This is a genomic window from Filimonas lacunae (assembly GCF_002355595.1).
In the GTDB taxonomy this organism is placed as follows: domain Bacteria; phylum Bacteroidota; class Bacteroidia; order Chitinophagales; family Chitinophagaceae; genus Filimonas; species Filimonas lacunae.
Genome location: NZ_AP017422.1, coordinates 2,433,784 through 2,460,425, shown reverse-complemented (window position 1 = coordinate 2,460,425; position 26,642 = coordinate 2,433,784). Strand labels below are relative to the sequence as shown.

Genomic DNA, 26,642 nt, shown 5'->3' with positions numbered 1-26,642 from the left:
GCCTGAATATATTACCAGCCGCCGCCTAATGCACGGTACACATTTACCATCGCATTCATTTGCTGCTTTTTGGTTTCTACCAGTTCAAACTTCGACTCCAGCGCATCGCGTTGGGTCATCAACACTTCCATATAATCTGCACGCGCCGATTTAAACAGGGCATTTGAAATGTCAATGGATTGCGTTAATGCATCTACCTGCTGCGATTTCAGATCGTAGCTTTTTTCCAGGTTGCCTATTTTAGACAACTGATTGGCTACTTCTACATACGCGTTAATCACCGTTTTCTGGTAATTATACACTGCCTGTATCTGTTTGGCACTGGCATTCATATAAGTGGCTTTAATGGCGTTCCTGTTTACCAGTGGCGCCATTAAATCGCCAGCCAGGGAATATAAAATACTCTCCGGGGTATGTAAGAAATAAGAGGGGTTAAATGCCTGGTAACCGAAAGCGGCCGATATACCCAAAGAAGGATAAAACTGCGCTTTGGCTACTTTAATGTCCAGCTTGGCAGCTGTAATTTCCAGCTCGGCCTGCCTGATATCCGGACGGTTGGCCAACAGTTGTGCCGGCATACCTGCATGAATAGCGGGTGGAACCAGGCTATTGAACGACTGGTCGTTACGTGCAATAGGCTGTGGATAGCGACCTAACAGAAAGTTGATCTTATTCTCCGTTTCCGTAACCTGCTGTTTAATATCATACTGCATGCTCTTCGTTTTCAGCACTTCAGCCTCAAACTTTTTCACCGCCAGCTCTGTAACGCGGGTGGCTTCTTTCTGCATCTTTACAATTTCCAGCGCGCTGGTTAAAATTTCGATATTCTTATTTACAATATCCAGCTGGTTGTCCAACGCCAGTAATTCATAATAAGAATTGGCCACCTCTGCAATCAGGTTAGTGATTACAAAGTTCCGGCCTTCCATACTGGCCAGGAAATGATTGTAAGAAGCCTTGGTGGCATTATGCAACTTGTTCCAGATATCTATTTCCCAATTGGCATACACCCCCAGCAGGAAATCACCTACCGGTTTCGGGTTTTCTTTATCGTCTACAATAGGCACTTTCTCTTCCAATGCACCCTGTAGCGTGTATTTGGCTGCCTTCTCTGCCCCTACCCCTGCTCTCACACCTACAAAAGGTAAATACTCCCCTTTGCGGGCACGTACCTCGTTGCGGCTCATTTCAATTTCCTGTAAGGTAATGTTCAGCTCCTGGTTGTTTACCAGCGCTGTATCAATCAGGGCATTTAAGTAAGGATCTGTAAAGTATTCTTTCCACTTAATCTTGGCAGCGCTAAGTGTATCCTGCGAGTTGCCATAACTCGCAGGAAGATTATTGTTTTCAGTTTTCTCCACAACAGCGGGCAGCTTACATGCAGTGATACTGAGTGCTGCCGAAGCAATTGCCAGGCTGCTATATTTCAATTTTTTTACCATGTTATTCTCCTTCTTCATTGTGTGAAAAATCATCTATCTGATGCACGAATCCTTCGGACAGTGAAGTCTCTTCTTCAAACTTAATCAGCTTGCGACCGTTGGCCAGTGAACCGAAAATGTAGTACAAACCAGGCACTATAATTACGCCGAACACAGTACCGAACAGCATACCACCTAACGCAGCGCCACCCAGTGTGCGGTTACCGATGGCACCTGCACCTTTGGCAATTACCAATGGTATCAAACCTGCGATAAAGGCGAATGAGGTCATTAAGATAGGACGGAAACGCACTTTAGCGCCTTCTATGGCTGCCTCGGTAATGGTAAGACCTTCTGAACGTTTCTGCACCGCAAACTCCACAATCAATACGGCGTTTTTACCTAACAGCCCCACCAGCATGATCAAACCTACCTGAGCATAGATGTTGTTTTCCAGGCCCATCATTTTCAGGAAGAAGAAAGTACCGAAAATACCTACCGGTAAGGAGATGATCACCGCCAGCGGAATGATAAAGCTTTCATATTGTGCAGCCAGTACAAAGTATACGAATATCAATACAATCGCGAAGATGTAAATGGCTTCGTTACCCTTGTTCGCTTCATCGAACGATAAACCTTCCCAGGCAATATCATACCCTTTAGGCAGTTTTTTAGCCACTTCTTTCACCGCTGCAATGGCGTCGGCGGTAGTATAACCTTCGGCAGGTAAACCCTGGATAGCCGCAGAGTTGTACATGTTATAGCGGGTAATCTCATTGGGGCCCTGGGTTTTCCTCAGTTTCATAAACGCAGAGTATGGCACCATTTCACCCTGATCGTTCTTTACATATAAATTAAGGATGTCGGAAGGCAATCTTCTGAACTGCGGATCGGACTGAACATATACTTTGAAGAAACGGTTGAACTTGATAAAGCCCTGCTCGTAAGTACTACCGATCATGATGTCCAGGTTTTCCATGGCCTTGCCTATTGACACCCCTTTCTGCATAGCCAGATCGTTATCCACTTCCAGCTCGTACTGAGGATAGTTGGCCGCAAAGAAGCTGAACAAACCTGTTAGTTCTTTATGCTTGGCCAGTTCTTCCATAAACGCTTTTTGCACCTTGTCAAAATCCTGGTAATCGGTAGTGGTGTTTTTATCCAGCAAACGCATAGAGAAACCACCGGAAGCACCAAAGCCCGGAATAGCTGGCGGTTCAAAGAATTCAATTTTGGCACCCAGATCTTTGGATTTCTCTTCCAGCTCCTTCATGATCTCGGTAACCTTGTGTTTTCTTTCACCCCATGATTTCAGGTTAATTAAACAGGTACCGGCGTTGGAACCGCGGCCTTCTGTCATAATCTCATAACCTGCCAGTGACGATACAGATTCTACGCCGTCAACCTCTTCACAAATCTTCTGTAATCTGCGCGATACCTCGTTGGTGGTTTCCAGTGTGGAACCCGGAGGCGTTTGAATAATGGCGTAAATAGTACCCTGGTCTTCAATAGGAATAAAGCCGGAAGGCAGTGATTTATTCACAAAATAAGTCCCGGCACAGAAAGCTATCAACACGATGAACGTAACCCATCTTCTGTTAACAATCCTTTTTAATATGCTTACATAACCGCCGGTCATTTTATCAAAGCCACGGTTGAAGCTATCTAGTGCACGGGTAAATAAATTTTTCTTTTTCGGATGACCATGATGGTTTTTCAACAGCATGGCACATAATACCGGCGTAAGCGTAAGGGCGATGATAGCCGAGATTACGATAGAGCTGGCCATGGTGATAGAGAACTGACGGTAGAATGTACCTACAGGTCCGGACATGAACGAAATAGGAATGAATACCGACACCATCACCGCGGTAATAGCGATGATAGCACCACTGATTTCACCCAGCACCATCTTCACTGCTCTGTAAGGTGAAATATGCGGATGCTCTTCAAACTTCGCATGCACCGCTTCCACCACCACAATGGCGTCATCGACCACAATACCAATAGCCAGTACCAACGCAAACAAAGTAACCAGGTTAATGGTAATACCAAAAAACTGGATAACGAAGAAGGCACCTACCAGCGATACAGGTACCGCCAGAATCGGGATCAACGTAGAGCGCCAGTCGCCCAGGAAGATGAATACCACAATAGCCACCAGGATAAACGCATCACGCAGCGTATCAATTACCTGCTCAATAGAAGCGTCCAGGAATTTAGATACGTCATAGCTGATTTTGTAATCCAGGCCCGGAGGGAAGGTTTCCTTCATTTCCTCCAGCTTCTTTTTCACACTTTCAATTACCTCGTTGGCGTTACTGCCATAGTTCTGCTTTAATACGATAGAAGCGGATGGATGCCCATCGAGGTTAGAATAAATATCAAAGAATTCACTACCTAACTCTGCTTTACCAATATCTTTTAAACGAATGCGCTCACCGTTGGCGTTGGCGCGTACAATCACATTTTCGTATTGCTCCGGTTCACTGAAACGTCCTTTATAGGTTAATACGTATTCGAGTGACTGCGCTTTAATACCAGAGCTTTGACCTATACGTCCGGGACGGCCTACAATACTTTGTTCGCCCAGCGCTTTCATTACATCATCTACAGAAACATTGTATGCACGCATACGATCCGGGTTCAGCCATATACGCATGGCATAGGTACGGCTACCTAATATCTGTGAACGTGCTACACCCTTGATACGGTTAATTTCAGGGAGCATTTTTACGTTGGCATAGTTGTACAGGAATTTTTCATCCATGTTCTTATCCTTCGCATACAGGTTCACATACATCAACATACTGGGCTGTATGGGGGTGATTACCACCCCTTCGCGCTGTACCAGTTCAGGTAACAGCGGCATTACCTGGTCTACCCGGGTCTTCACCCGTATCACCGCCTGGTTGGGGTCGGTGCCCGGCTCAAAAATGATTCTTAATGTGGCTTCACCCGCACTGGTGGCATCTGTGGCCATGTAACGCATGTCCTGCACACCATTGATGGCGTTTTCCAGGGTAATGAGTGTGGATTGCACCAGTACATCGGCACTGGCGCCGGGATAGGCAATAAAGATATTGACCGTAGTAGGCGCAATATCGGGAAACTGGGAGGTTGGCAATTTGAGGATTGCCAGGGTACCCATAAATACAATAACAATCGAAATCACTATCGCAAATACAGGCCTATGTATAAATTTAGAAAACATAATTTCTGTCTTTTGGTGATACGATTATTCAGCATATAATTCCAGGTGCGATAACACTTCTTCTGGCTTCTCAAACTTGTATTCTATCTTTTCATTTTCTTTTACCTGACGCAAACCTTCCAGCAGGATTTTATCGCCTGTAGAAAGGCCTTCCTGAATGATGAAAATATGTGGCAACTCTGCTCCAATTTTGATTTCTCTGGATTGCACCTTGTTGTCTTTATCAATCACGTACACATATTTCTTTTCCAGTACTTCAAAAGTGGCTTTTTGTGGAATAAGCATAGCGCCTTTCAGCGGGTCAGTTACCCTTATAGCACCAGTTTCGCCATTACGCAGCAACCCTTTAGGGTTAGGGAATGTAGCCCTGAATGCAATGTTGCCGGTTTCGTTGTTAAAATCGGCTTCAATGGTTTCTACAATACCCGGATGCTCAAACATTTCGTTGTTGGCCATACGCAGTTTCACTTTCAGTTTTCCCTGCGCTTTTACCATTTGCTGGTAGTTCAGGTACTCCTGCTCAGACACGTTGAAATACACCCACATCTGGCTGTTATCGCTTAAGCTGGTCAGTAATTCACCTTCTTCTACCAGGCTACCCAGCTTCATGTGTAAACGATCTATCAAACCATCAAAAGGCGCCCTGATTTCTGTAAAGGCCAGGTGTGCTTTTGATAATTCCAGCTCTGCTTTAGCCTTGCCCAGCTTAGCTTTAGCCATAGCCAGTTCATTTTTAGATACAATGTTCTTATCTGCCAGTGGCTGTGTGTTGGCTACTTCAATTTCAGCAGCATTTACTTCGGCCTGTGACTTCTGCATTTCTGCTTCGTACAACAGGGGCATGATCTTAAACAGCAGCTGTCCTTTCTTTACAAACTGCCCTTCATCTACATAAATATTCTGGAGGTAACCCTTTTCCTGGGTTCTCAGTTCAATGCTACGGATAGAACGAATTTGTGCTACATAATCTTTGGTAACAGTGGTGTCCATTGTAATGGGCGATGTTACCAGGAATTTAGTAGCTTCTTCTTTTTCTTTTTCTTTTGGTTTGCAACTTGTATGGTATACTACCACATACAAACTCACGAACAGAAGGATTCTCTTCATATTGTTTCTGGGTTATTAGTTAGGACTATTTTGATAATGTGTTTGTGAAAACTATTGCATAGCAAATGCTAACCTCTATAGCGAAAAGCTATGACGGCAAGCAATACATCGTTAAATGGCATAGAGAGGTATGGGCACAGATAATTAGCCCGCATAAAAAGCCACACTGATTATCACACGCGAATGCTGCGGTGTACGATGTACTTGCTGGAAGAAGAATAGGAAAAATGCTTACAGAATGGTAAGCGGTTGTTATGGATACAAACGAAGTTCCCAGGAACCTGGGTGAATATAAAACTTACTGTGAAGTTGGAGATTTCGGAATACTTTCTGAAAGAGATAGACTCATCATCATCTTCTACTTCCGTAGCATCCTCTTTATCATACACACTGTTTTTACCGGATGCCGCATCATTAAAACTGAATACCTGAACCTCGTGGCAGTCATCTACATGACTGGCTACTAATTCCAACAGTATTTTATGGGGCGATTGTGCCAGACCGGCATGGTAAGAATGGGCGTGCAGCTGACCGTTCCCCTTAAACAGGAGAAAACTTATAGATAGTATAATTCGGAGTAACCACCTAGTCATCTGAGGTCAAAAATAGGGTGAAGTTCTTTAAGTAGTTCAAATTGTGAATTGTTAAATATCTAAAATACAGTTACCCACAGGAGAAAAGCACCTTAAAATTGTCCAAAACACAGATTTAAACCTTAAAAATACGTGCTTGTCGCAGTTTTGGATGTACAAAACGGACAAGCACCTGTTTTTATCGGCCAGTTTGAGCGGTTAACACCTCGCCTTCTTTTTGAATAATCCGTTTATCTACACTTATATCAATCACCTTTAATATCTCTTTCCGGGTTTCTTCCGTGGTACGGGAAAAACCAAGCATACGGGCTACAAATGGCACCGCAGCATCCGGCGAAATGGCTATAGAGCTTTCCACCACCTGTTTAATGGCCAGGCTAATTTCTTCCGGGGCCACATATTGTATCTTTTTAGAAGTAGCCGGCAGGTGGCTACGCTCCCGCACTATAGGTGTATCCATGGTATGATGCCAGAGAAAATCTTCTTTCACGATAATACGGCCGTTTTGTACCGCATGCTGTATAGCCTGCTGCAACGATTCCCGGATGCGTCCCCCCAGCTTGCCCACACCTGCTGCCGTTAGCACGCGTTTAGCCGCTTCTTCAAAATGCACCGGGCTTTCTACCTTTACCACTTCTTCCACCCAGCCTGATAACTTGCTCACCGGATGCAGGTGCATTTCCTGGCCGCTGATTTCTGCGGCCGATAACACCGCAAACTGGTAAGATGGTTGCAACACTTCCTGCATCACCACTTCTTCTCTTATCAGCCCGCCCTTCGATTCCTGCATTTCTTCCTCTATGCTATCGTCCAGGCTTAGCTGCACTTTGGCAGCTTCTATGATTGCTATCAAACGCTGCAATTCCCTGTCGGGGTTACGATACCAATCTGTACTCCACACCTGGCATATCTGCCAGCCCATTCCTTTCAGCACCTGCTCGCGTAAGCGATCACGGTCACGGGCCGATTTAGCAGCAGCATAAGTAGCACCATCACACTGAATGCCCAGCACATAACGGCCAGGATGTTCCGCATCCACTACCGCCATATCCAGGTAAAACCCGGCACTTCCCACCTGCTTCCTCACAGTATACCCTGCCGCTTCCAGCCCGGCAGCCACTACATCTTCAAAAGGAGCCGCTTCTGTTTTACGGCGTTCATCCCCCATATCCAGCTTGCCATATTGCGCAAAGAACAGGAAGTTTTTCAGGGCCTTGATGCCAGGCCTGTCGCTGTTCACATCTGCCGCCGTAATATTGGTGAACACCTCGCAACGTTGTTTGGCCCTGGTGATTAATACGTTTAAACGCCTTTCGCCCCCTTCATTATTCAAAGGACCAAAATTCATAGGCACTTTACCTTCCTCTGTTTTACCGTAGCCTATGCTAATGAATATCACATCTCGTTCATCGCCTTGCACGTTTTCCAGGTTCTTTACAAAAAAGGGTTCGTGGCTATGATTTTTAAAGAAAGCTTCGGTTTCCGGATGCTTTCTTCTTTGTATTTCCAATGCCAGTTGAATGGCCTGCATTTGCGAAGTGCTGAAAGCAACTACTCCTAAAGTTTGTTTAGGATGTTTTTGGGCATGGGCTATTACAGCCGCCGCTACCGTTTCGGCTTCCTGCTGGTTGGTACGGCTTTTACCCCTGTCGTAAACAGCATCGGGCAAATGATGAAACACCAATCCCATCTGGTGTTGCGAACCCGGACTAGGAAATATCACCAGTTTGTTTTCATAAAACTCATGGTTGGATAAACTGATGAGCGATTCGTGCCTGCTTCTGTAATGCCAGCGCAACATAAGATGCGGCGCACCCTGCCCATCGCACATGCCTAAAATGCTTTGCACATCGGCAGTCATGTTCTCTTCTTCATCCACCTCTTTATTCATGGTATCGAAGAAGCTGGTGGGTGGCAACTGCCTGGAATCGCCCACTACAACCAGCTGCTTGCCCCGAATGATAGCTCCTAGCGCTTCAACAGGACGCACCTGGCTGGCTTCATCAAATATTACCAGGTCAAACTCCAGGCTACCTGGCGCTAAAAAGTTGGCAATAGACATAGGGCTCATCATAAACACAGGTTTTATGGCCTGTATAGCCATACCCGCTTCCTGCATCAGCCTGCGCACAGGCATATGTCTTGCACGTTTATTAAACTCTGTTTTCAGCACATTCACCTGTCCGCCTGCTTCTGCTCTTGGCACATTTTCCCAGTGCTTTAAAGCCACGCGGGCGCGGTTATATTGCAGGCTCAGTACATCCAGCTGCTGAAACTTCTGCACGATCTCTTCGTGTGTAGCCCTTTCAAATTTCCGCAATGCCCCCAGGCTTTCAAAGGCTTGCTGTATCAGGTGTTCATACCATATCTTTTGCAATAACACGGTAAGATATTCCTGTGCATGATCCCAATGAGTAGCGGTTTGTACCAACCCGTCAAAGCCTTCCTTATGCACCGCATCAACCAGGTTATTCCACCCGATAGCTTTATGAATTTCGGGCAGGTTGTTGGCCCAGGCATGCAACTTTTCCTGTTGTGCAGTAAAATAAGCATTACCAAAAGGCACGCCCTCTATGGTGTAATCATGGGTAAAACCCAATTGTTGTAATGCCTGGTTTATAGCAGGCTCGTAAGTGGCAAAAGCTCCGGTAAGTGCAGCGGTGAAAGCTTCCAGCTCTTTGGTATCAGTGGCTTTAGCCAGGTATTCCAGTAACGAAGCCGGACATTTACCCGCAGCAATTTGCTGGTGCACTTCTTTTACATAACGAAACACTGTTTGCAACACCTCCCAGTTCGATCTGTTTTTTTGCCACCGGATGCCAAACAAAGCAGCCCCTAACTCCTCATTGGCATTAATCACCGTTTCGGCTCTTTTAGCGCCTAATATGGCATCTACATAAGCCAGCTTGCCGGCCACCTCTTTAGGTAAACCCACTGCTGTTACAGAGGCCAGTTGCCTTACACTTTGTTTATACCTGCCTATTAAAAAGCGGTACCATACATTACCATAGGCTACCAGGTTTTGTCTTATCTCCAGCACGGGCAAATCCCATGCTTCCGGTAATAAAACTGTTTTATATTCTGCCTGTATCTGCGCATATATCTTTCCCTGCTCCAGCAACTCTTCAATAGCATCTGCCTGTTGCAACCATAACGGACTGGTTATATCCACACCCTGTAAACCCGGGTTACGCAACGCCAGCTGTGCTATATCCAGCAAAGTATACACAGCCTGTTTTTGCAAAGGCGCCTGTAAGTTCAAATGCTGCGACAAAGCCGCAGCTCTGTGTTGCAGTTCAGTAATCACTGTTATGACATGATGCAGCACCGGCGGCATTTTCTCCTCTTCATGCTTTAGCAACACCCTTAACCCGCTGCCCTGAAACAACATGCGGGCAGGTGTACCGGTGTCTTTTACCTTGGCCCGTATTTTATCGGCAGCCGCTTCAGCATAATGCATTTTATACGCATCCCAGGCAGCAATGTCTGGTATAGGAATCACTGGCAATGCTACGCCAGCAAGCCGCTGATTGGCCTGCAGCAACAAGCCAATAATCTGATGTGGCGATAATCCGCTTTGCGCTATCGTTTTATTCACGGCCTTACTATAATCGTTCAATTCTTCCTTATAACCTGCCAGTAAGGATATTTCTTTTTCCAGGTGGGCTAAGGTGGGGCGTCCCAGATCCAGCACACGCCGTAACTCTTCGTGTAGTTCTTTCTTATTCGCTTTGTGACTATGCAGCTCCAGACATGCCACGCCTAATTGTATATTATCTAACCGGCGTTTTACCACATCCAAAGCCGCCATTTTTTCTGCCACAAACAACACCTTCTTGCCTTTGCCCAATGCATTGGCTATAATATTGGTAATGGTTTGCGATTTACCAGTACCCGGAGGACCCTGTATCACCAGGTTGCGGCCTTCATCTACCGCCAGCATAGCCAGCGCCTGCGAGCTATCAGAATCTATTACATACAAAAGTGCATCAGCACGGGCATCTTCATCCAGATTGTCCGCTTCGGTAGTGGTAGGCGGCGCATCGGTAAACCCTTCGTGAAAGATGGCTTGTATAATGGTATGATCATAAGGTTTTTCCGCTTCCGGCCATTTCTCTATGTCCAGATCGTGATACAACATAAACTTACCAAACGAGAAAAAGCCCAGCTGTATATTATCCCGCTCAACGCTCCATCCCGGGTTGCGTTTAATACGTTGTTCAATCTCTTCAAAATAGGCTTCTATGGCAAAGTCTTCCAACTCCTGTATATCGGGAATGGTGATATGAAAATCGGCCAGCATTTTCGCTTGCAAGGATAGATTCGCGCCTATTTCACTGGAAGTATACCGCAGCTTAAAACGCTCCTGTGCACTTGACCTGTCGAGGGCAACAGGAATAAGCACTATCGGAGCTTTTCTTACATTTTCCCCATTGCCTTCTTCGTACCAGTTAAGCATGCCCAACGCCATATATAATATATTCACACCTTGCTCTTCAATGCTGGTACGGGCGGCATAATAAGTGTTCAGTAACTTGGTTTGCAGCTTGCCTTCCACCTCATTGGTCTGCAGCCGGGTATCGTAAAAAGCTTCCTGCTGCGCTTCTTCCGATAAAGCCGGCAACTCTGCTACTTCACTGGATTCATCTTTACCCGAACGGCCGGTAAAAGTCATGCCTTTACCCTGCTTTACCAGTATATCAAATACGGCAGCAGATTTCTCCTGCACCATTTGCAGGCCCCTGGCTTTAGACGCTTTGTAGTTTAATAACGGGTTGCGTAAACCCAGGTCTAATAATTCTTTGCGGGACGATTCCAGGCGGGCATGGATAAGGTTGCTCAAGTGATCCTTCATTCAGTAATAAGTTGTGTTTAGGAAAAGGCTACGTTTAATAACTCCTTTAGGGCGCTTTATAGTATGTAACAGGTAAATAATAACATTTTACATGCCAATTATACTATCGCATCATACTCAGGCAGTTAGTAAAGCATAGCAGGCTTTGCCAGGGGAAGAGGAACAGGCCAGCCGCTATCTTATGTTATTCAATAATAAGAAGAAAAAAGTGAAATTACAAGCATGCCACCGGGCTAAATTTTATACAATACGCTGTGCCTTAATTTAAGGCCCGGTACTCATTAGGCGACACCCCCACTTTTTGTTTAAACAAACGGGTAAAATGATTGGGATATTTAAAACCCAGCTCATAAGCCACCTGGCTTACCGATTTTTCTATATCAAAAATGCGTTCTTTGGCCACATCAATCACCTTGTTTTGTATATACTCCTGGGGCGATTTCCCAGTTTCCTTTTTAATAAGATCTCCAAAATAATTAGCGCTCAAATGCAGTTCTTCCGCACACTGCGCCACAGAAGGCAATCCCGCCTGCATAGGCTTATCCGAAGCAAAGTAGCCGTTCAGCAGCGATTCAAATTTCTCTACTACCCCTTTGTTGGCATTGTCGCGGGTAATAAACTGGCGGTCGTAAAAGCGGATACAATAGTTTAAAAACAATTCTATATTAGAAGCAATCAGCATTTTGCTATGCTTGTCAATGGCATGCTGCAATTCGTACCGAATTTTAGTAAAACAGTCCAGCACCATCTGCTGTTCTTTGTCCGACAAGTGCAAAGCTTCGTTTACATCATACGAAAAGAAGGAATACTGCGCCATTTGCCTGCCTAATGAGGTACCTTTTATAAAATCAGGGTGAAACAAAAGCGCCCAGCCCTTTAAAGCAGTTACTTCCGTTTTCCTTTGCACACTCATTACCTGCCCCGGCGCTACAAACACCAGGGTGCCTTCCTGGTAGTCGTAATGACTACGGCCATACCGTAACTCTCCACATTTCAGCTCCTTCAGGTATATAATATATAATCCCATATTGAAGGTTTTCTCAGGCATAGGCTTCGCTGTTGACAAATCCATCACCGACACTAATGGATGTAATGTTTCCACTCCCCGTAACTGGTTGTATTGCGATACACTGTCCATTTTTACAATCTCTTCCATAGCACATCCTGTTATTACCCCAAAGGTAAATATTCCGCCAGGGCCATCACCATCCTACACGCCTTATCAGTAATTTTGGTAGCAAAAGCAGTAACCTGTATAGCAACACCTGCTGATTCTGTTCAGACCTTTGCCCTGTTCAACAAACCATATTCACGTTTCATAAAATAGTTATCAAATGCTACAACAACGTACACTGGGCAAAAGCGGATTAGCAGTAAGTGCATTAGGATTGGGTTGCATGGGTTTAAGTACTGGTTATGGCCCGGCAGCAACTAAACAGGAAGCGATTACATTATTACGGGCAGCCTATGAAGCAGGCATCACCTTTTTTGACACTGCAGAAGCCTACGGCCCCTATGTCAATGAAGAACTGTTGGGCGAAGCGCTGGCTCCCTTTCGCGACAAAGTGGTGATTGCCACTAAATTCGGCTTTAAACAGGGCCAGCCCCCATTAGGCGTAGACAGCACCCCGCAAAACATACGGGCGGTGGTAGAAGCTTCCCTGAAAAGACTGCAAACCGATTATATCGACCTGTTTTATCAGCACCGCGTTGATCCGAACGTGCCTATTGAAGAGGTAGCCGGCACCATTAGCAAGCTAATACAAGAAGGCAAAATTAAACATTGGGGCATGTCAGAAGCCAACGCTTCTACCATACGCAAAGCACACGCTGTGCAACCTGTAGCCGCTTTACAAAGTGAATACAGTTTATGGTGGCGCGAACCTGAACAGGAAATACTGCCAACATTGGAAGAACTGGGTATTGGCTTTGTGCCCTTTAGCCCCTTGGGTCGCGGCTTTTTAACAGGCGCTATTACCGAAAACACCCAGTTTGATAAAAACGATTTTCGGAACGCCCTTCCCCGCTTTGCAGAAGAAAACCGGAAAGCCAACCTGGCCTTTATCACACTGTTGCAAAGCATTGCCGCAGAAAAGAATGCCACTCCCGCACAAATTGCATTAGCCTGGTTGCTGGCACAGAAACCTTGGATAGCACCCATCCCCGGCACCACCAAACTGCACCGTTTGCAGGAGAACATTGGGGCATTGTCCATTGAATTGAACGCAGCAGATTTAAGCAGTATAGCAGCTGCCGCCGCTCAAATAGATGTGCAAGGCGCCAGGTATCCGGAAAGCATGCAGAAAATGGTAGGTAAATAATACACAGGGCAATTACTATAGACATAAAAAAGGAACAAGTGCTATTAAACGCTTGTTCCTTTTTTTATAACCAGCATTTTTTAAATGCCTATTAAAACAAACCTGTCCTTATAAAATCCATTTACAATTCTCCATATTACACTATATCCACCAGCGCCATCACCATTATTTGCCTGTATATATAATGTATTACTCGTTTTATCAAAATTCACCTCTGTAAATTCAAAGCCAGGTTCATATAAATCGCTAAAAGTTGTCCGGGGCAATGCAAAGGTTTTACTTCCCATTTTAACAATAATAGATACATACTCCTCTCTTGGTATTCCACCATCTGTTCCCCACGCCTTCTTGTTATCAATCAATTCAATAAAATTCTTATTGCGCTTGTAGGTGTGTTTGCTTTCGTCAAAAGGCCTGCTCACTATCGCCACTTCTATGCTATCCTTTTTCCATTTTACTGTACTGGTTCCTTTAACAACAACCGGAATCTTTTTAAAAGAAGATACAAATACATACCTGTCTTTATAAATAGTTCCCTCATTCGACTCTTCCAAACCCGCCTTGACGTAAGCTATAGACTTCCAGCTACCTACTTCATCAAAATCATAACAAAAGATAACGTGGCCATTACTAAGCGTATCAATAACACGCTCTTTTGTAGAAGCCCCTGCTCTTATATTCACATAACCATCTTTATCAGATACTACCGCAAACTGCCCGTAACAACAAACGGATAACAAAACGCTCAGAAGCAAAAAAGTCCTTTTCATGGTGAAGGGTTGTATTAAAAAAAAGGGTTATTACAATATGCTATCCAACAAATATAACAATTACGGTTTGGTACTGATATCAATTAAAAATGGCTTCAATGATAGTCCTGTTGTTGACATAAAACGACTGGTAGCCACTAATTGATAATGCATTCCGGGTTTAAGCTCAGCTTCAAATGTAAAGGCTTTTCTATCTTCCGAAAAACCAATTACTTTTTTCACCCTCAGCACATGACCTTCTCCCAAAGGTCCGAAATCAAAGCCGCGGACATTCGTATTCATGGGTATAGAGAAATGCAGCGTAATAGTTGTTAAGCCCGGAGCCACCTGTTTACTGCCGTTGGCAAAAGGTGCAATTGCCTTAACAAGCGGACGCACTTTGTCGTAATTGCCTGTAATCACCGCTAAAGGCTGCGTAAAAAAGCCCGATGCATCTATGATACGAGCTACGGTCTTTTCATTTGCATAATCCAACTCCATTAGATCGGCCACAGCCTGTTGCTTATTTTTAGCCTTCTTATAATAGTTTTCGCAAATACGGTATCCTACATAATAACCCAACTCTCTCTCCTTGAATGAATTTTTATTCTCTCCCCATATCCAGTTGTACATATGGGATGGTACAAACACATCCAGTATAAACGAATCCCGTACCTCCGCTTCATGCTGTGCGCCGAAATGAAAGGAAGGTATACTGGAAGTCTTCCCTGTTACCAGGCATGATAAAAACTCTGCCACACCCTCACGCAACGATTGGTGCAGCAAATCATCTGCTCCCTCTTTTTGCTGGGTATGTACATATTCATGTGTACATAGTAAACCAATGTCCCGTAAAGGATGGTATTGTTTATAAAAGTTTTGTAACCCTACCGGCAACTCATCTGTTACTACCGAAGCATCAGCAGTGGAAAACTCGCAACCTATCAGTACTTTGTTGCCCTGGTTGGTACCAGGGGTTCTAAAAGCACCGATAGCAAAATAAACATCGGAAGCAGTTAACGCAGGATAGGCCTTTTTCAGCTTCACAATAGAAGAGTCCATTTCTGCCAGATGATCTTTTACGCGAAAAGTATTGTTCCGTAAGGAAGTCCAGAACCGGGGTGAACGATGTATTACCTCTATAAAATCTTTCTCTGTATAATGCCGCACCTCCACCAGGCCCTGCAAACCCGGTGTTGCTTTATCAAGGTACAAGGTTTTTAAATAAGCGTATTGCTGTGCGCTATCACTGGTGGAGGTTATTTTATCATAAGCTGTCCAGAAATTGTCAATATCCGTGGTTACAAAGCGTGTCGTTTGGGCTTTCCCGTAAACAAAAGCAATCAGTAGTGCTGCTACAAATACAATGCGGTTCATGTATATATTTTGGTAAAAGGAGGAGATTATCGCCCCATAAAACGTATAATCTGCCTATTAGTTACACTATCCAATATAAATAATTACTTATAGCCGCCCACGCTGTAAGGGGTCAAAGGTTTATTATTGGCAGTAACGGCAATTAAACCTGCCCGGTGATCAATTTTTATGCGGGAAATATTCGTATTTAAAAAAATCCCTACATTTGCCTTCTCAAAGCATATACACGTACATCATCATGTAGTAGATTCTTTCTTTCAGATAACCAGTTTAACAAACGCCTACAGGCGGTTTTGTTGTATTGTATCACCTCTTACAAGAAAGAAATCATGCTTATTCTGCAGGATATATCCTACATCCATCCCAATAAAGATTTGCTGTTTAATAACATCCACCTTACAGTAAATAACCATCATAAAATGGCCCTCATTGGCAATAACGGCATTGGTAAATCCACCCTGTTAAAAATGATAGCAGGTCAGCTGTCACCCGCCAGCGGACAGCTGATTTCCAGTAGCACGCCCTATTATGTGCCACAGATATTTGGCCAGTATAACCACCTGTCTATAGCCCAGGCACTACATATAGATGGCAAGCTGCATGCCCTGCACCAGATACTCCAAGGCAATACTGATGAAGCCAATTTTGCTGCATTGGAAGACGACTGGACCATTGAAGACCGCTGCCAGGAAGCCTTACAATACTGGCAGTTACAGCAGCTGGACATATCACAACCCTTATCCACACTTAGTGGCGGCCAAAAAACCAAAGTTTTCCTGGCAGGTATTACCATACACCAGCCCAACCTGGTGCTGCTGGACGAACCCAGCAACCACCTGGATACCGCCGGACGGCAACAACTGTATGAGTTTATCCGGACTACTTCCTGTGCTGCTATTGTAGTAAGCCACGACCGTACACTGCTTAATCAACTGAATACCGTTTGTGAAATGAGCGCACACGGCATGAAGATATATGGTGGCAACTATGATTTTTACGAAGCACAGAAACAGATAGAAAACGAGGCTTTACACCAGGATATTCACAGCAAGGAAAAAGCCTTGCGCAAAGCCAAAGAAAAGGAACGCGAAACCATAGAGCGTCAGCAAAAGCTCAATGCCCGCGGCAAAGCCAAACAGGAAAAAGCAGGAGTTGCGCGTATTATGATGAACACCCTGCGCAACAATGCAGAAAACAGCACGTCTAAATTAAAAAGTGCACACACCGAAAAGATCGACGGCATTTCGCAGGAGCTACAGGAACTGCGCGCTACACTTCCCGATGTAGATAAAATGAAATTCGATTTCGACAACTCTACCCTGCACAAGGGCAAAGTTTTATTTACAGCGCAGCACATCAATTTCAGTTATCAGCAGCAGCCACTCTGGAAAGAAGACCTCAGCATTCAAATCACCAGCGGTGAACGCATTGCACTAAAGGGACTAAATGGCTCGGGCAAAACCACCCTCATTAAATTACTCACCGGCAGCCTGCAACCTCAAACCGGCAACATCCAGCACGCCGACAACCACGCCATATACATCGACCAGGAGTATTCACTCATTAACAACCAATTGAAAGTATACGAGCAGGCACAACAGTTTAACAGCGGAGGTTTACAGGAACATGAAATAAAAATCAGGCTTAACCGTTTCCTGTTCACCAAAGAAGCCTGGGATAAACCCTGCCATGCCCTCAGCGGCGGCGAACGCATGCGATTAATGCTCTGCTGCCTGAACATTCACCACCAGGCTCCCGATATTATTATACTCGATGAACCTACCAACAACCTGGATATTCAGAACATAGAAATATTAACTACCGCCGTGAACGATTACGAGGGTACGTTAATAGTGGTATCGCATGATGCCCATTTTTTACAGGAGGTGAACATGGAACGGGAAATTGTACTAACTTAAGCACACACACTCTTCCCATGTCACCTAAACTTCTATTTGTTGCATGTCTAAGCTTTATTACCCTGTCATGCAACAATGCTGCTTCCTCCTTCAAAGTTGCAGTAGATTCTATTGTTCCCGTTATGGATACCGCAAAAGGCGGCTACCAATACGATCGTATACACGATTCTTTGAGAATAAAACAGGAACAGGATAGCTTCCATGCAATGAAGCCTATAGCCACATTCTATTCCGACAAAGCAGGACTAGCCTTCGACAAGCTGGTTGCCGCTGTAATTGACACTACCGGGCTTACCAAAACGCCTGTTGCCTTTTCTGACACCAGTATTATTACTTACAACAAAGACCGGACACCTGTTTATGAATGTCAGATCCTCCGCAATCAACAATTTGTGATAAAGCTGATAAAAACAACCACAACTGACAATATAACCACCAGCCATTTATACATCAATGGCCGGGAACAAAGACAAGGAATTGAAATTGACACATCCCTCTCCAATGAGGATCATTTATTCAGGCTAACTTTTACCCCCAACAATTGCCAGATCATCACACTGGGTTCCAACAGGTACTTGTTATTAAATGGCTTTATTGAAAAGTGCAATGGAAGAGGATGCGGCGTTCGTTATTACATCGTGCACAATCCCACACTACATAAAACTATCATATTGGAACAGCTGAGATCAGAAGTTGTTTTTGGGCGAAATACACATGAAAACACTCTCGCTTTTCTCAGAATGACATCCAGACTTACCTACGATCATCAATTTCAGTGTTTCCTGTTTTCAGGGGAAGCATTCTATCTGGACTATCACGGCAACACGCACCCATACAACAATAACCTCCACCAACAATACGGCTTCACCGCTTATTCTAAAGAAAGCGAAGACACACTTTTGCTGACAAATGGAAACCTGCGTTCTACTCAATAGCTCTATGACAACGAACGGATATAATTATCCAGTTCTTCTTCCCTGCCCAGGCCAAGCTTTTGTTTAATACGATAACGCGACATCAGGATGCTTTTAGGAGCCACCCCCAGCTTCTGAGAAGCTTCTTTATTCGTAAGCCCCAGGAATATGTAAGAGCAATGTTTTAAGTCCAGCTTGGATAAAGCATTGGAAGAGCGTTCGCGCAGCTTTTCAAAAAAATCCGGGTGAATATCATCCAGACCCACTTTGTTATCAGCCAACGATTCATCCACTCGTTTATCGTTATCAATAATACGGCTTAGCTGGTTTAATACAGAGCTATCATGCTTATTTTCGGTTATCTTCTTTTGCAGGGTTTGCAGCAGCTCTGTTTTCTGCTCTACCTGTAGCGTACCCGCCAGCAGATCTTTTTGCAGGCGGTCCTGCCTTTCCTGCATCAACTGCTGCTCCGCCAGCAATCGCATGGCTTCTTCATTTTTAAGTAAGGCCTGCAATTCTGCTTCCTGTTTTTCCATCGCCAGCTGCTTGTTTTCCTGTTGTTGCAACTGTGCCAGCAGGGCAGCATCATTCTTCGCCTTTTCAGCCAGTTGAAGCCGGAAACGGAATGAACGAAGCACAAAAAAAGCAGCTGTAATAGATGCCAACGTCAAACCTATGTACAAATAGCCTAAGCGTTTATGCAACACTGCTGTTTGCTGCAACGCTTTCAATGCCATCACATGTTTTTCTGCCTGATATTGCGCTTCCAGCTCTTTGGTCATATTCATCTTATCCTCGTTATAGAGGTCGGTATACAACTGCTCATGCTGTTTAAAGTATTGTAAGGCTTCCCGGTAATCGCCACGTTTTTCAGCCAGGCTGGCCAATGCTGCCATAAACTGCATTTTGGTAGCCAGGTTTTTAGCACTGTCTGCACTTACCACGGCAAGGCCTTTTTGCAGTAACACCGCTGCATTATCATAGTTCCCGGCAGCCATTTCGTAGTCGCTTTTCATACCATAGCAGTTCGCCACCACCTCTACGTGATGCGTTTCCGCGCCTATTCGCTGGGCATAATCCAGGTAATAAAACACCGTGTCCCGGTAAGTAGCCGGAAAATATTGGGCAAATAAGTCTGCCGTATTCAACGCCACAATTGCCATGGTGCTATGGAAAACGATGCTATTCTTCCTTTCCAGGAAGGTTTGCATGGCTAGCCTGTTATAGTATAAAGCAGAATCCAGCGAAGCACGATCATTGGTATGATGTAGATGATTATACTGCCAATAGGTTCCTAAGCTTTGATAAGCACAAAGCAGGTTATCATCATCGCCTTTTTCCAGTGCTGTTTGCAAACTCAGCTGCGCATATTTCTTATGCAAAGGCCCATCTTCCAGGTTGGCGTAAATGCTGGCTATGATATAATAAACACTCGATTGCCACGAAGTAAGCCCTTCTGCATCCAGGTATTTCAGCGATTGCTGGGCACTTGCCAATGCTTCTTTCGACTTTCCTTTTACATTTTCTATCCAACTCTTCCTATACCAGGCCACTCCTTTTGCCAACGAACTGGATGTTTTTCCCGAATAATACACAGCACTATCTACAGCTTGTGCAGCCTTGCTAATATCATCATGCTGCAGATACACCTGCGCCAGCATGGCATAGGCAATGGCGGTATACTGTGCATCAGGCAACGCATAACTCAACTGCACCGCCTGCACCCCTGTTTGTATAGCCTGGTCTGTAGCAGTAATAGAAGTAGCCTTGGCAAGCATACTCAATGCCGTTACTCTTTGTGCCGGCGTAATGTCCTTTTTGCTTAACACTACCCTCAACGAATCGGACTGTGTTTGTGCAAAGCTGACAGCGCCAGAAAATAAACACACGACAACTGTCCATGCTATCTTATTGACAATCTGAAACTTGCACACATCTGTATAGTGCCTGTAGTAAACTTTTGTAGATGCCTGTAGAGTATTTGTAGATACTGGATTTTCCTGTCTGATGTTCACGGTTGCTATTTTCGGGTACAAAACAAAACGAGGTGTAAATATAATTTATAAGCAGCTAAAAGCCAGAGGATTAATGATGCAGTACTTTGAATTTCAGAACGGAAGTTCCTTTTTGGAAATTACCCAGGAGAACACCACAATAAAAACACGTTGTGGACAAAAAGGCACAGAAGGCACTATTACAGAGCAGGTATTCCAGGATACAGATACTGCTACCCAGGAGTACAATCGCCTTGTACAGGAACAAAAAAAAGACGATTCGTATTACTTTATTCTGGGAGATTACAGGCTATAACCTGTAAGGGGGAGCAGCAGCACCTTGCAGGCAAGAACCCATCAACAGAATACTCTTGCTTGCGGTGCATGTTGCATTTTATCAACTATTGTTATTACTTGTATTTTAATTTCTCCTCTTCCAGGTCTATGTAATGTAAAAACTTTCTCACAACCTCTTCATCCACCCGCTGCTCCTGCCTGTTCATATTCAGCAGCAACTGGCGCTGCCTGTCCAGCACTTCCAGGTAAATGGTTTTTACTTCACTGGAATAAACATTTCCCTCCGATGCTTTCACCTGTAGCTCCCATAAGTTAGCCAACCGTTGCAAAGTCAGGCTTCTGTTCATATCATCCTGATGGCTCTCTTTTAAAAAAGCCAATGCGTCTTTTGCCAGGGCTTCCCGTATCCTGTTCTCGGTTTCCTCTTCCGGGAAATGATCATTGAAGTTCTGGATCTTTACCTTTCTAATCAATGCCGGTAAGGTTAATCCCTGTAACACCAGGGTAACCAGTATCACCACAAACGTAATATATAACACCAGGTTGCGCTGCGGAAAACGCATGCCATTATCCATAATCACCGGGATAGACAAGGCAGCCGCCAACGACACCACGCCCCTCATACCCGTCCAACCCAATATAATAGGCGCTTTAAAACCGGGGCTTTTATCTGCTACCGTAATAAATCTGCCGGCAACAATGGTTACTATCACGGCTCCATAAGCAGCCAGCATACGCCCCACAATCAGTACCCCTGTAATTAGCAAACCATATCCTGTAGCCTGCATAAAACTGACCCCATCCTCTTTCAACCCCGAAACAATTTCAGTAAGGTCCAGTCCAATCAACAGAAACACCAACCCATTCAACACAAACACCAGGCTCTGCCATACATTCTCGCTTCGCAGTCGCGATGAGCCTATTAAAAAAGAATGCCGGTGATACGACAGGAATAAACCGCCGCTCACCACCGCCAGCACACCCGAACTATGCAGCTCTTCCGCCGCTATATACATGGCATAAGGTGTTACCAGCGTAAGCACAATATCCATATTTACATCTGTAGGTAACCATTTGTGGGCTTTTATAAATATCAGTCCCACCAGCAAGCCAATACCCACTCCCCCCAATACCATCCAACCAAAACTGAAAGCCGCTTTATAAAAAACAAACTGGCCGGTAGCCACCGCAATCATGGCAAAACGGAAAATGATAAGTGAAGAAGCATCGTTCAGCAAGCTCTCTCCTTCCAATATAGACGCCATTCTTTTCGGCACTTTCACAAACTTCAATATCGCACTGGCGCTTACAGCATCTGGTGGCGACACAATGCCACCCAGCAAAAAACCTAATGCCAGCGAAAAACCGGGAATAAAAGCATTGGCCACCAACGCCACTGAAATAGCCGTGAGAAACACTACTACAAAAGCAAAGCTACCTATCACCCTGCGCCAATGCCACAACTCCTTCCACGAATTGGCCCAGGCAGCTTCATACAATAAAGGCGGCAGGAATATAATAAAGATAAGTTCGGGATCTATTTTCAACACAGGCACGCCTGGCACAATGCTTAATACTAAACCAGCCAACACCAGCAGCACCGGGTAAGCTACTTTAATTTTATTGCCCAGCATGATTAACAATACAATCAAAACAATCAGGGCCAGGTAAAAAGGGAAATGATCCAGCATAGGAAATGTTAATGCCTAAAGATATTACAGAAAAACTAACGCACAACAGGCAAACAAACAGACCGGATAAATAATAGTCCACCCCGCCTTCATTTCGTTTTCAAAAATTTGTTGGAGCAGGGCGAATCGAACACCCAAGGTCGTGAGACACCTGATTTACAGTCAGGGCCGCTTCCACTTACGGGACTATGCTCCAATATATGTTACCCCTAAAGGAATCGAACCTCTATACTCAGAACCAAAATCTGATGCCTTACCGTTAGGCAAAGGGGCATTGTATATAAATATTTATATACTAAACAGCGGAAAACAGTGGCCCTGATCCACATACGTGTTACCGTACCGACACCTTAGCAGGGTGCGCCTACCCGAGTAGATTTGCTTTCCATTTTGTTATGGACATAACGCTGCACGGGTTGCAGGATTCGAACCTACACCACCGGTTTTGGAGACCAGTATTCTACCGTTGAAGTAAACCCGTGTAAAAACAAAAAACCCGCTTAGTCAATAACCAAGCGGGTTCTACGAAACATTCCTAAAGAATGTCACACAATAGCCCGCCTGACGTCACTATATTGACTCCAGCTGTTTGAACTATAATATGACTGTTGTTGTTTCATGAGAGCAAAGATATAATTAATTATTATCAAACAAAATTTATTCTCTTTTTTTCAACAAAACATGCTGCTCTTTCATAACACATCTTATACATCACATAACCTCTCTTCTTTACAACTTACCTCAACCGGCCATTGTATCCTCCTATTCATAAATCCCCTCTCCATTAGTTAGTCATCTTATTCCATCTCTTATACCCTTTACCTGTAAACCATGCCAACTGACTTCTTATTACCATTTTTACAACTAGGCGGTTTATAGAACAATTTCCCCACAGGAGTGTTCTTAATAGGTTTTGCCTATGATGTGATAGAATCAAGTGATGATGAAGCATGGCGCGAAGCCCTAATTTTACCCCGTATCAAAACCACATTGTTCATTCAGTACCATAAACTTATAAAAATGTCAAAAGAATCTAACGACATCAGTAAATGCCCCTTCCACAACGGCAGTTTAAAATCGAATGTAGGCGGTGGTGGCACCCGTAACACAGATTGGTGGCCCAACCAGCTTAAGTTAAACATTCTGCGTCAGCACTCCACTTTATCCAACCCCATGGGTGAAGACTTTAATTATGCAGAAGCCTTTAAAAGCCTGGACCTGGAAGCGGTAAAGAAAGACCTGCATGCACTCATGACCGACTCGCAGGACTGGTGGCCCGCAGATTTCGGCCATTATGGCCCTTTATTTATCCGCATGGCCTGGCATAGTGCAGGTACCTATCGTGTAACGGACGGCCGTGGCGGTGGTGGCGCTGGCTTGCAACGCTTTGCCCCTTTAAACAGCTGGCCCGATAACGTTAGCCTGGACAAAGCCCGCAGGTTACTATGGCCTATTAAACAGAAATATGGCAACAAAATATCCTGGGCCGACTTACTGATCCTTACCGGTAACATAGCGCTGGAATCTATGGGCTTTAAAACCTTTGGCTTTGCCGGTGGCCGTGCCGATGTATGGGAAGCGGACGAGTCGGTATACTGGGGTTCTGAAACTACCTGGCTGGGCGGCGATCTGCGTTATGCGCACGGCTCACCTGGCGTAGCAGAAGACCACGGGGTACTGGTGTCTGACGATGATGCCGATGGTAATGTACACTCCCGTAATCTGGAAAAACCACTGGCAGCTGTACAGATGGGTTTAATATATGTAAACCCGGAAGGACCAGATGGCAACCCCGATCCCATTCTTGCCGCTAAAGATATCCGCGACACATTCGGCCGTATGGCTATGAACGACGAAGAAACCGTAGCATTGATAGCCGGCGGACACAGTTTTGGCAAAACCCATGGTGCTGCCCCCGCTGACAATGTAGGCAAAGAGCCGGAAGCTGCCGGAATAGAACAACAAGGCTTAGGCTGGAGCAACAGCTATGGCAGCGGTAAAGGTGCACACACTATTACCAGTGGCTTGGAAGTTACCTGGACTACAACGCCAACTCAATGGAGCAACAACTTTTTCGAAAATCTGTTTGCTTTTGAATGGGAATTAACTAAAAGCCCCGCAGGCGCGCACCAATGGGTAGCTAAAAATGCAGATAGCATTATACCTGACGCCTATGATGGCTCTAAAAAGCATTTACCCACCATGCTCACCACCGATCTGTCGTTAAGATTTGATCCGGAGTATGAAAAAATATCCAGACACTTCCTGGAAAACCCGGATGCGTTTGCAGATGCATTTGCCCGTGCCTGGTTTAAATTAACCCACCGCGATATGGGCCCGCGCGCGCGCTACCTGGGCACAGACATACCACAGGAAGAACTGCTATGGCAAGATCCTATTCCTGCCGTGAATCACGTATTAATAGATGATAACGATACCGCTGCTTTAAAAGCAAAAGTGCTGGCATCCGGCCTGAGTGTTTCAGAACTGGTAGGCGCTGCATGGGCCTCCGCTTCCACTTTCCGTGGTTCAGACAAACGTGGGGGAGCCAACGGTGCCCGCATTCGCCTGGCACCACAAAAACAGTGGATTGTAAATAACCCGGTACAATTGCAAAAAGTACTGAACACACTGGAAGGTATACAACAGGAATTCAACAACGCTCAAAGCAACAGTAAAAAAGTATCGCTGGCCGACCTGATAGTACTGGCAGGTGCAGCAGGTGTAGAAAAAGCCGCCAAAGACGCCGGACACAACATCACCGTACCTTTCACCGCTGGCCGTATGGATGCTTCACAAGAGCAAACGGATGTAGAATCTGTAGCCTATCTGGAACCACTGGCAGATGGCTTCCGCAACTACCGCAACACCCGCATCCGCGTTTCTACCGAAGAACTGTTGATAGATAAAGCGCACTTATTAACCCTTACAGCTCCTGAGTTAACAGTACTGTTAGGCGGCTTACGTGCTATCAACATCAACTTCGACGGTTCTAAAAACGGCATTTTCACTACACGTCCCGGTCAACTCACCAACGATTTCTTCGTAAATCTGCTGGATATGAACACCGCCTGGAAAGCCGCATCACAAGACAGAGAAACCTACATCGGCAGCGATCGCGTTACCGGCCAGGCCAAATGGACAGCCACCCGCGCCGATCTGGTATTCGGCTCCAATTCAGAACTGAGGGCTATTGCAGAGGTATATGGCAGTGCAGATGCACAGGAGAAGTTTGTAAAAGACTTTGTGGCTGCATGGCATAAAGTAATGAACCTGGACAGGTTTGATATAGCTTAGTTAGCTGATCTTATTAGAAACATAAAAAAGGTCCGCCTTCCGGTAATGGGGCGGACCTTTTTATATAAACACTATATTTTACTATGCAGTTACTTCCGCAAAAACATCCGAAAACTTCAGGAATGTTTCCTTGGCGGCTTCTATTGCTACACTTTCCTCTTCTTCTGTTTTAGCCTGTGCATTCATTACGCCAGTGAAAACACCCCACATTTGGCCGGTATTTTCACCATAGCCAGAGTAGAAAGAAACCCCGGTAGTAATATTAGCTTTTTCCAGCATCTTCACAATGATTGGCCCGCCCATAATAGAGCCTTCCATTACATACAAAGCACCCAATGCCTGTAAAGTACTGGTAATTTGCGGTACAGTGGTAGCCGGTAATTCAGAAATATCCGATCCCAGCTCTTCAATATCATTTTTCAGGTACGATGAGTTACGGCGCTGTGCATAATCAGGCAGCACATCAACTGTAATAAAAGGTGCAATTGCCTTTTCTAAATGATTGAAATAAGCATAAAAATGTTTCAGAAAGTCCGCATAATCCTTATTAGTGCGAATTTCTTTCAGCTGCTTTACAACTTTCTTTTCTAAAAACAGGTGCGCCTCTTTGGTCGCCTCTTTAATGGAATTACTGAGCATGTCCTTAATTATTTAAATATTATTAGCTGTGTGTGCTGGGAACAATACCCGTTGAGGATAGAAACGAAGTAAATGGATGCGCAAACTTAAGAGAAAAACTATCATTACGCGCCACCGTTTATCCTTTTCCTGCTAAATATCTTAAAATTAACAGGTTACCTGATCTTTTTAAAATAATTCATACGCTTCTCAAAAGCGTACATACGCAGTTAAGCCCCCCTACGCTTTCACTTTTTTTTACATCTTCTTCCACT

Annotated in this window: 16 protein-coding genes and 3 tRNA genes; 5 read left to right on the top strand and 14 right to left on the bottom strand. The window is 44.8% G+C overall.

All coding sequences use genetic code 11. The features are described from left to right. Nucleotides 1–11 precede the first annotated feature (11 nt). From FLA_RS09630 to FLA_RS09605, 6 genes are all read right to left on the bottom strand, one after another. Complete coding sequence (locus tag FLA_RS09630) at nucleotides 12–1,460, bottom strand: TolC family protein (protein ID WP_231940414.1); 1,449 nt, start codon at nucleotides 1,458–1,460, stop codon at nucleotides 12–14. Then, complete coding sequence (locus FLA_RS09625) at nucleotides 1,444–4,635, bottom strand: efflux RND transporter permease subunit (protein ID WP_076380268.1); 3,192 nt, start codon at nucleotides 4,633–4,635, stop codon at nucleotides 1,444–1,446. The genes FLA_RS09630 and FLA_RS09625 overlap by 17 nt, the downstream gene beginning before the upstream one ends. Before the next feature lie 24 nt (nucleotides 4,636–4,659). After that, nucleotides 4,660–5,742 carry an efflux RND transporter periplasmic adaptor subunit gene (locus FLA_RS09620; protein ID WP_076380267.1) on the bottom strand — a complete coding sequence of 361 codons (1,083 nt, stop codon included), beginning with the start codon at nucleotides 5,740–5,742 and terminating at the stop codon, nucleotides 4,660–4,662. Nucleotides 5,743–5,915: 173 nt separating this feature from the next. Next, on the bottom strand, nucleotides 5,916–6,335 hold the full coding sequence (locus tag FLA_RS09615) for a hypothetical protein (RefSeq protein ID WP_076380266.1): 420 nt from the start codon (nucleotides 6,333–6,335) through the stop codon (nucleotides 5,916–5,918). A gap of 178 nt (nucleotides 6,336–6,513) precedes the next feature. Continuing rightward, on the bottom strand, nucleotides 6,514–11,190 hold the full coding sequence (locus tag FLA_RS09610; protein ID WP_197705879.1) for a DUF3320 domain-containing protein: 4,677 nt from the start codon (nucleotides 11,188–11,190) through the stop codon (nucleotides 6,514–6,516). Nucleotides 11,191–11,449: 259 nt separating this feature from the next. After that, complete coding sequence (locus tag FLA_RS09605; protein WP_076380265.1) at nucleotides 11,450–12,346, bottom strand: helix-turn-helix domain-containing protein; 897 nt, start codon at nucleotides 12,344–12,346, stop codon at nucleotides 11,450–11,452. A 178-nt stretch (nucleotides 12,347–12,524) separates the two neighbouring features. Between FLA_RS09605 and FLA_RS09600 the strand changes: the two genes are divergently transcribed. After that, nucleotides 12,525–13,511 (top strand): aldo/keto reductase, encoded by a 987-nt coding sequence (locus FLA_RS09600; protein WP_076380264.1) that lies wholly within the window; start codon nucleotides 12,525–12,527, stop codon nucleotides 13,509–13,511. 80 nt (nucleotides 13,512–13,591) lie between these two features. On the opposite strand, the gene FLA_RS09595 is transcribed toward FLA_RS09600, so the two are convergent. Beyond that, nucleotides 13,592–14,281, bottom strand: coding sequence for a hypothetical protein (locus FLA_RS09595; protein WP_076380263.1), 690 nt, complete (start codon nucleotides 14,279–14,281; stop codon nucleotides 13,592–13,594). A gap of 60 nt (nucleotides 14,282–14,341) precedes the next feature. After that, complete coding sequence (locus FLA_RS09590; RefSeq protein WP_076380262.1) at nucleotides 14,342–15,637, bottom strand: hypothetical protein; 1,296 nt, start codon at nucleotides 15,635–15,637, stop codon at nucleotides 14,342–14,344. Between the two features lie 329 nt (nucleotides 15,638–15,966). Here FLA_RS09590 and FLA_RS09585 point away from each other — a divergent pair, with 329 nt between their 5' ends. Together FLA_RS09585 and FLA_RS09580 are read left to right on the top strand one after the other, a co-directional pair. Continuing rightward, nucleotides 15,967–17,556: an ABC-F family ATP-binding cassette domain-containing protein gene (locus FLA_RS09585; RefSeq protein ID WP_076380261.1), complete on the top strand. Its 1,590-nt coding sequence runs from the start codon at nucleotides 15,967–15,969 to the stop codon at nucleotides 17,554–17,556. Between the two features lie 17 nt (nucleotides 17,557–17,573). Further along, entirely contained in the window at nucleotides 17,574–18,491 is a 918-nt protein-coding gene (locus FLA_RS09580; RefSeq protein WP_076380260.1) for a hypothetical protein, read from the top strand. Nucleotides 18,492–18,493: 2 nt separating this feature from the next. Here the strand turns inward: FLA_RS09580 and FLA_RS09575 are convergent, their stop codons facing one another. Beyond that, nucleotides 18,494–20,359, bottom strand: coding sequence for a helix-turn-helix transcriptional regulator (locus tag FLA_RS09575; RefSeq protein WP_144264073.1), 1,866 nt, complete (start codon nucleotides 20,357–20,359; stop codon nucleotides 18,494–18,496). Nucleotides 20,360–20,558: 199 nt separating this feature from the next. Between FLA_RS09575 and FLA_RS09570 the strand changes: the two genes are divergently transcribed. Beyond that, the gene (locus FLA_RS09570) at nucleotides 20,559–20,780 is read left to right on the top strand and encodes a hypothetical protein (protein ID WP_076380258.1); all 222 of its coding nucleotides are present in this window, start codon (nucleotides 20,559–20,561) and stop codon (nucleotides 20,778–20,780) included. Nucleotides 20,781–20,874: 94 nt separating this feature from the next. Here FLA_RS09570 and FLA_RS09565 read toward each other — a convergent pair whose 3' ends face one another. The 4 genes from FLA_RS09565 to FLA_RS09555 all read right to left on the bottom strand — a co-directional run bounded on the left by FLA_RS09565 (nucleotide 20,875) and on the right by FLA_RS09555 (nucleotide 22,933). After that, nucleotides 20,875–22,452: a Na+/H+ antiporter gene (locus FLA_RS09565; protein WP_076380257.1), complete on the bottom strand. Its 1,578-nt coding sequence runs from the start codon at nucleotides 22,450–22,452 to the stop codon at nucleotides 20,875–20,877. Nucleotides 22,453–22,563: 111 nt separating this feature from the next. Further along, nucleotides 22,564–22,648 (bottom strand) — tRNA-Tyr (locus FLA_RS31135). A gap of 7 nt (nucleotides 22,649–22,655) precedes the next feature. Further along, a tRNA-Gln gene (locus FLA_RS09560) sits at nucleotides 22,656–22,726 on the bottom strand. 136 nt (nucleotides 22,727–22,862) lie between these two features. Beyond that, a tRNA-Trp gene (locus FLA_RS09555) sits at nucleotides 22,863–22,933 on the bottom strand. 539 nt (nucleotides 22,934–23,472) lie between these two features. Between FLA_RS09555 and katG the strand changes: the two genes are divergently transcribed. After that, nucleotides 23,473–25,749: a catalase/peroxidase HPI gene (katG, locus tag FLA_RS09550; RefSeq protein ID WP_076380585.1), complete on the top strand. Its 2,277-nt coding sequence runs from the start codon at nucleotides 23,473–23,475 to the stop codon at nucleotides 25,747–25,749. Between the two features lie 81 nt (nucleotides 25,750–25,830). On the opposite strand, the gene FLA_RS09545 is transcribed toward katG, so the two are convergent. After that, nucleotides 25,831–26,388: a biliverdin-producing heme oxygenase gene (locus FLA_RS09545; RefSeq protein ID WP_076380256.1), complete on the bottom strand. Its 558-nt coding sequence runs from the start codon at nucleotides 26,386–26,388 to the stop codon at nucleotides 25,831–25,833. Between the last annotated feature and the right edge of the window lie 254 nt (nucleotides 26,389–26,642).

Bases quoted from the DNA above. Each gene is read 5' to 3' on its own strand.
- FLA_RS09630 (WP_231940414.1), bottom strand. From the start codon at position 1,460: ATGAAGAAGGAGAATAACATGGTAAAAAAATTGAAATATAGCAGCCTG.
- FLA_RS09625 (WP_076380268.1), bottom strand. From the start codon at position 4,635: ATGTTTTCTAAATTTATACATAGGCCTGTATTTGCGATAGTGATTTCG.
- FLA_RS09620 (WP_076380267.1), bottom strand. From the start codon at position 5,742: ATGAAGAGAATCCTTCTGTTCGTGAGTTTGTATGTGGTAGTATACCAT.
- FLA_RS09615 (WP_076380266.1), bottom strand. From the start codon at position 6,335: ATGACTAGGTGGTTACTCCGAATTATACTATCTATAAGTTTTCTCCTG.
- FLA_RS09610 (WP_197705879.1), bottom strand. From the start codon at position 11,190: ATGAAGGATCACTTGAGCAACCTTATCCATGCCCGCCTGGAATCGTCC.
- FLA_RS09605 (WP_076380265.1), bottom strand. From the start codon at position 12,346: ATGGAAGAGATTGTAAAAATGGACAGTGTATCGCAATACAACCAGTTA.
- FLA_RS09600 (WP_076380264.1), top strand. From the start codon at position 12,525: ATGCTACAACAACGTACACTGGGCAAAAGCGGATTAGCAGTAAGTGCA.
- FLA_RS09595 (WP_076380263.1), bottom strand. From the start codon at position 14,281: ATGAAAAGGACTTTTTTGCTTCTGAGCGTTTTGTTATCCGTTTGTTGT.
- FLA_RS09590 (WP_076380262.1), bottom strand. From the start codon at position 15,637: ATGAACCGCATTGTATTTGTAGCAGCACTACTGATTGCTTTTGTTTAC.
- FLA_RS09585 (WP_076380261.1), top strand. From the start codon at position 15,967: ATGCTTATTCTGCAGGATATATCCTACATCCATCCCAATAAAGATTTG.
- FLA_RS09580 (WP_076380260.1), top strand. From the start codon at position 17,574: ATGTCACCTAAACTTCTATTTGTTGCATGTCTAAGCTTTATTACCCTG.
- FLA_RS09570 (WP_076380258.1), top strand. From the start codon at position 20,559: ATGATGCAGTACTTTGAATTTCAGAACGGAAGTTCCTTTTTGGAAATT.
- FLA_RS09565 (WP_076380257.1), bottom strand. From the start codon at position 22,452: ATGCTGGATCATTTCCCTTTTTACCTGGCCCTGATTGTTTTGATTGTA.
- katG (WP_076380585.1), top strand. From the start codon at position 23,473: ATGTCAAAAGAATCTAACGACATCAGTAAATGCCCCTTCCACAACGGC.
- FLA_RS09545 (WP_076380256.1), bottom strand. From the start codon at position 26,388: ATGCTCAGTAATTCCATTAAAGAGGCGACCAAAGAGGCGCACCTGTTT.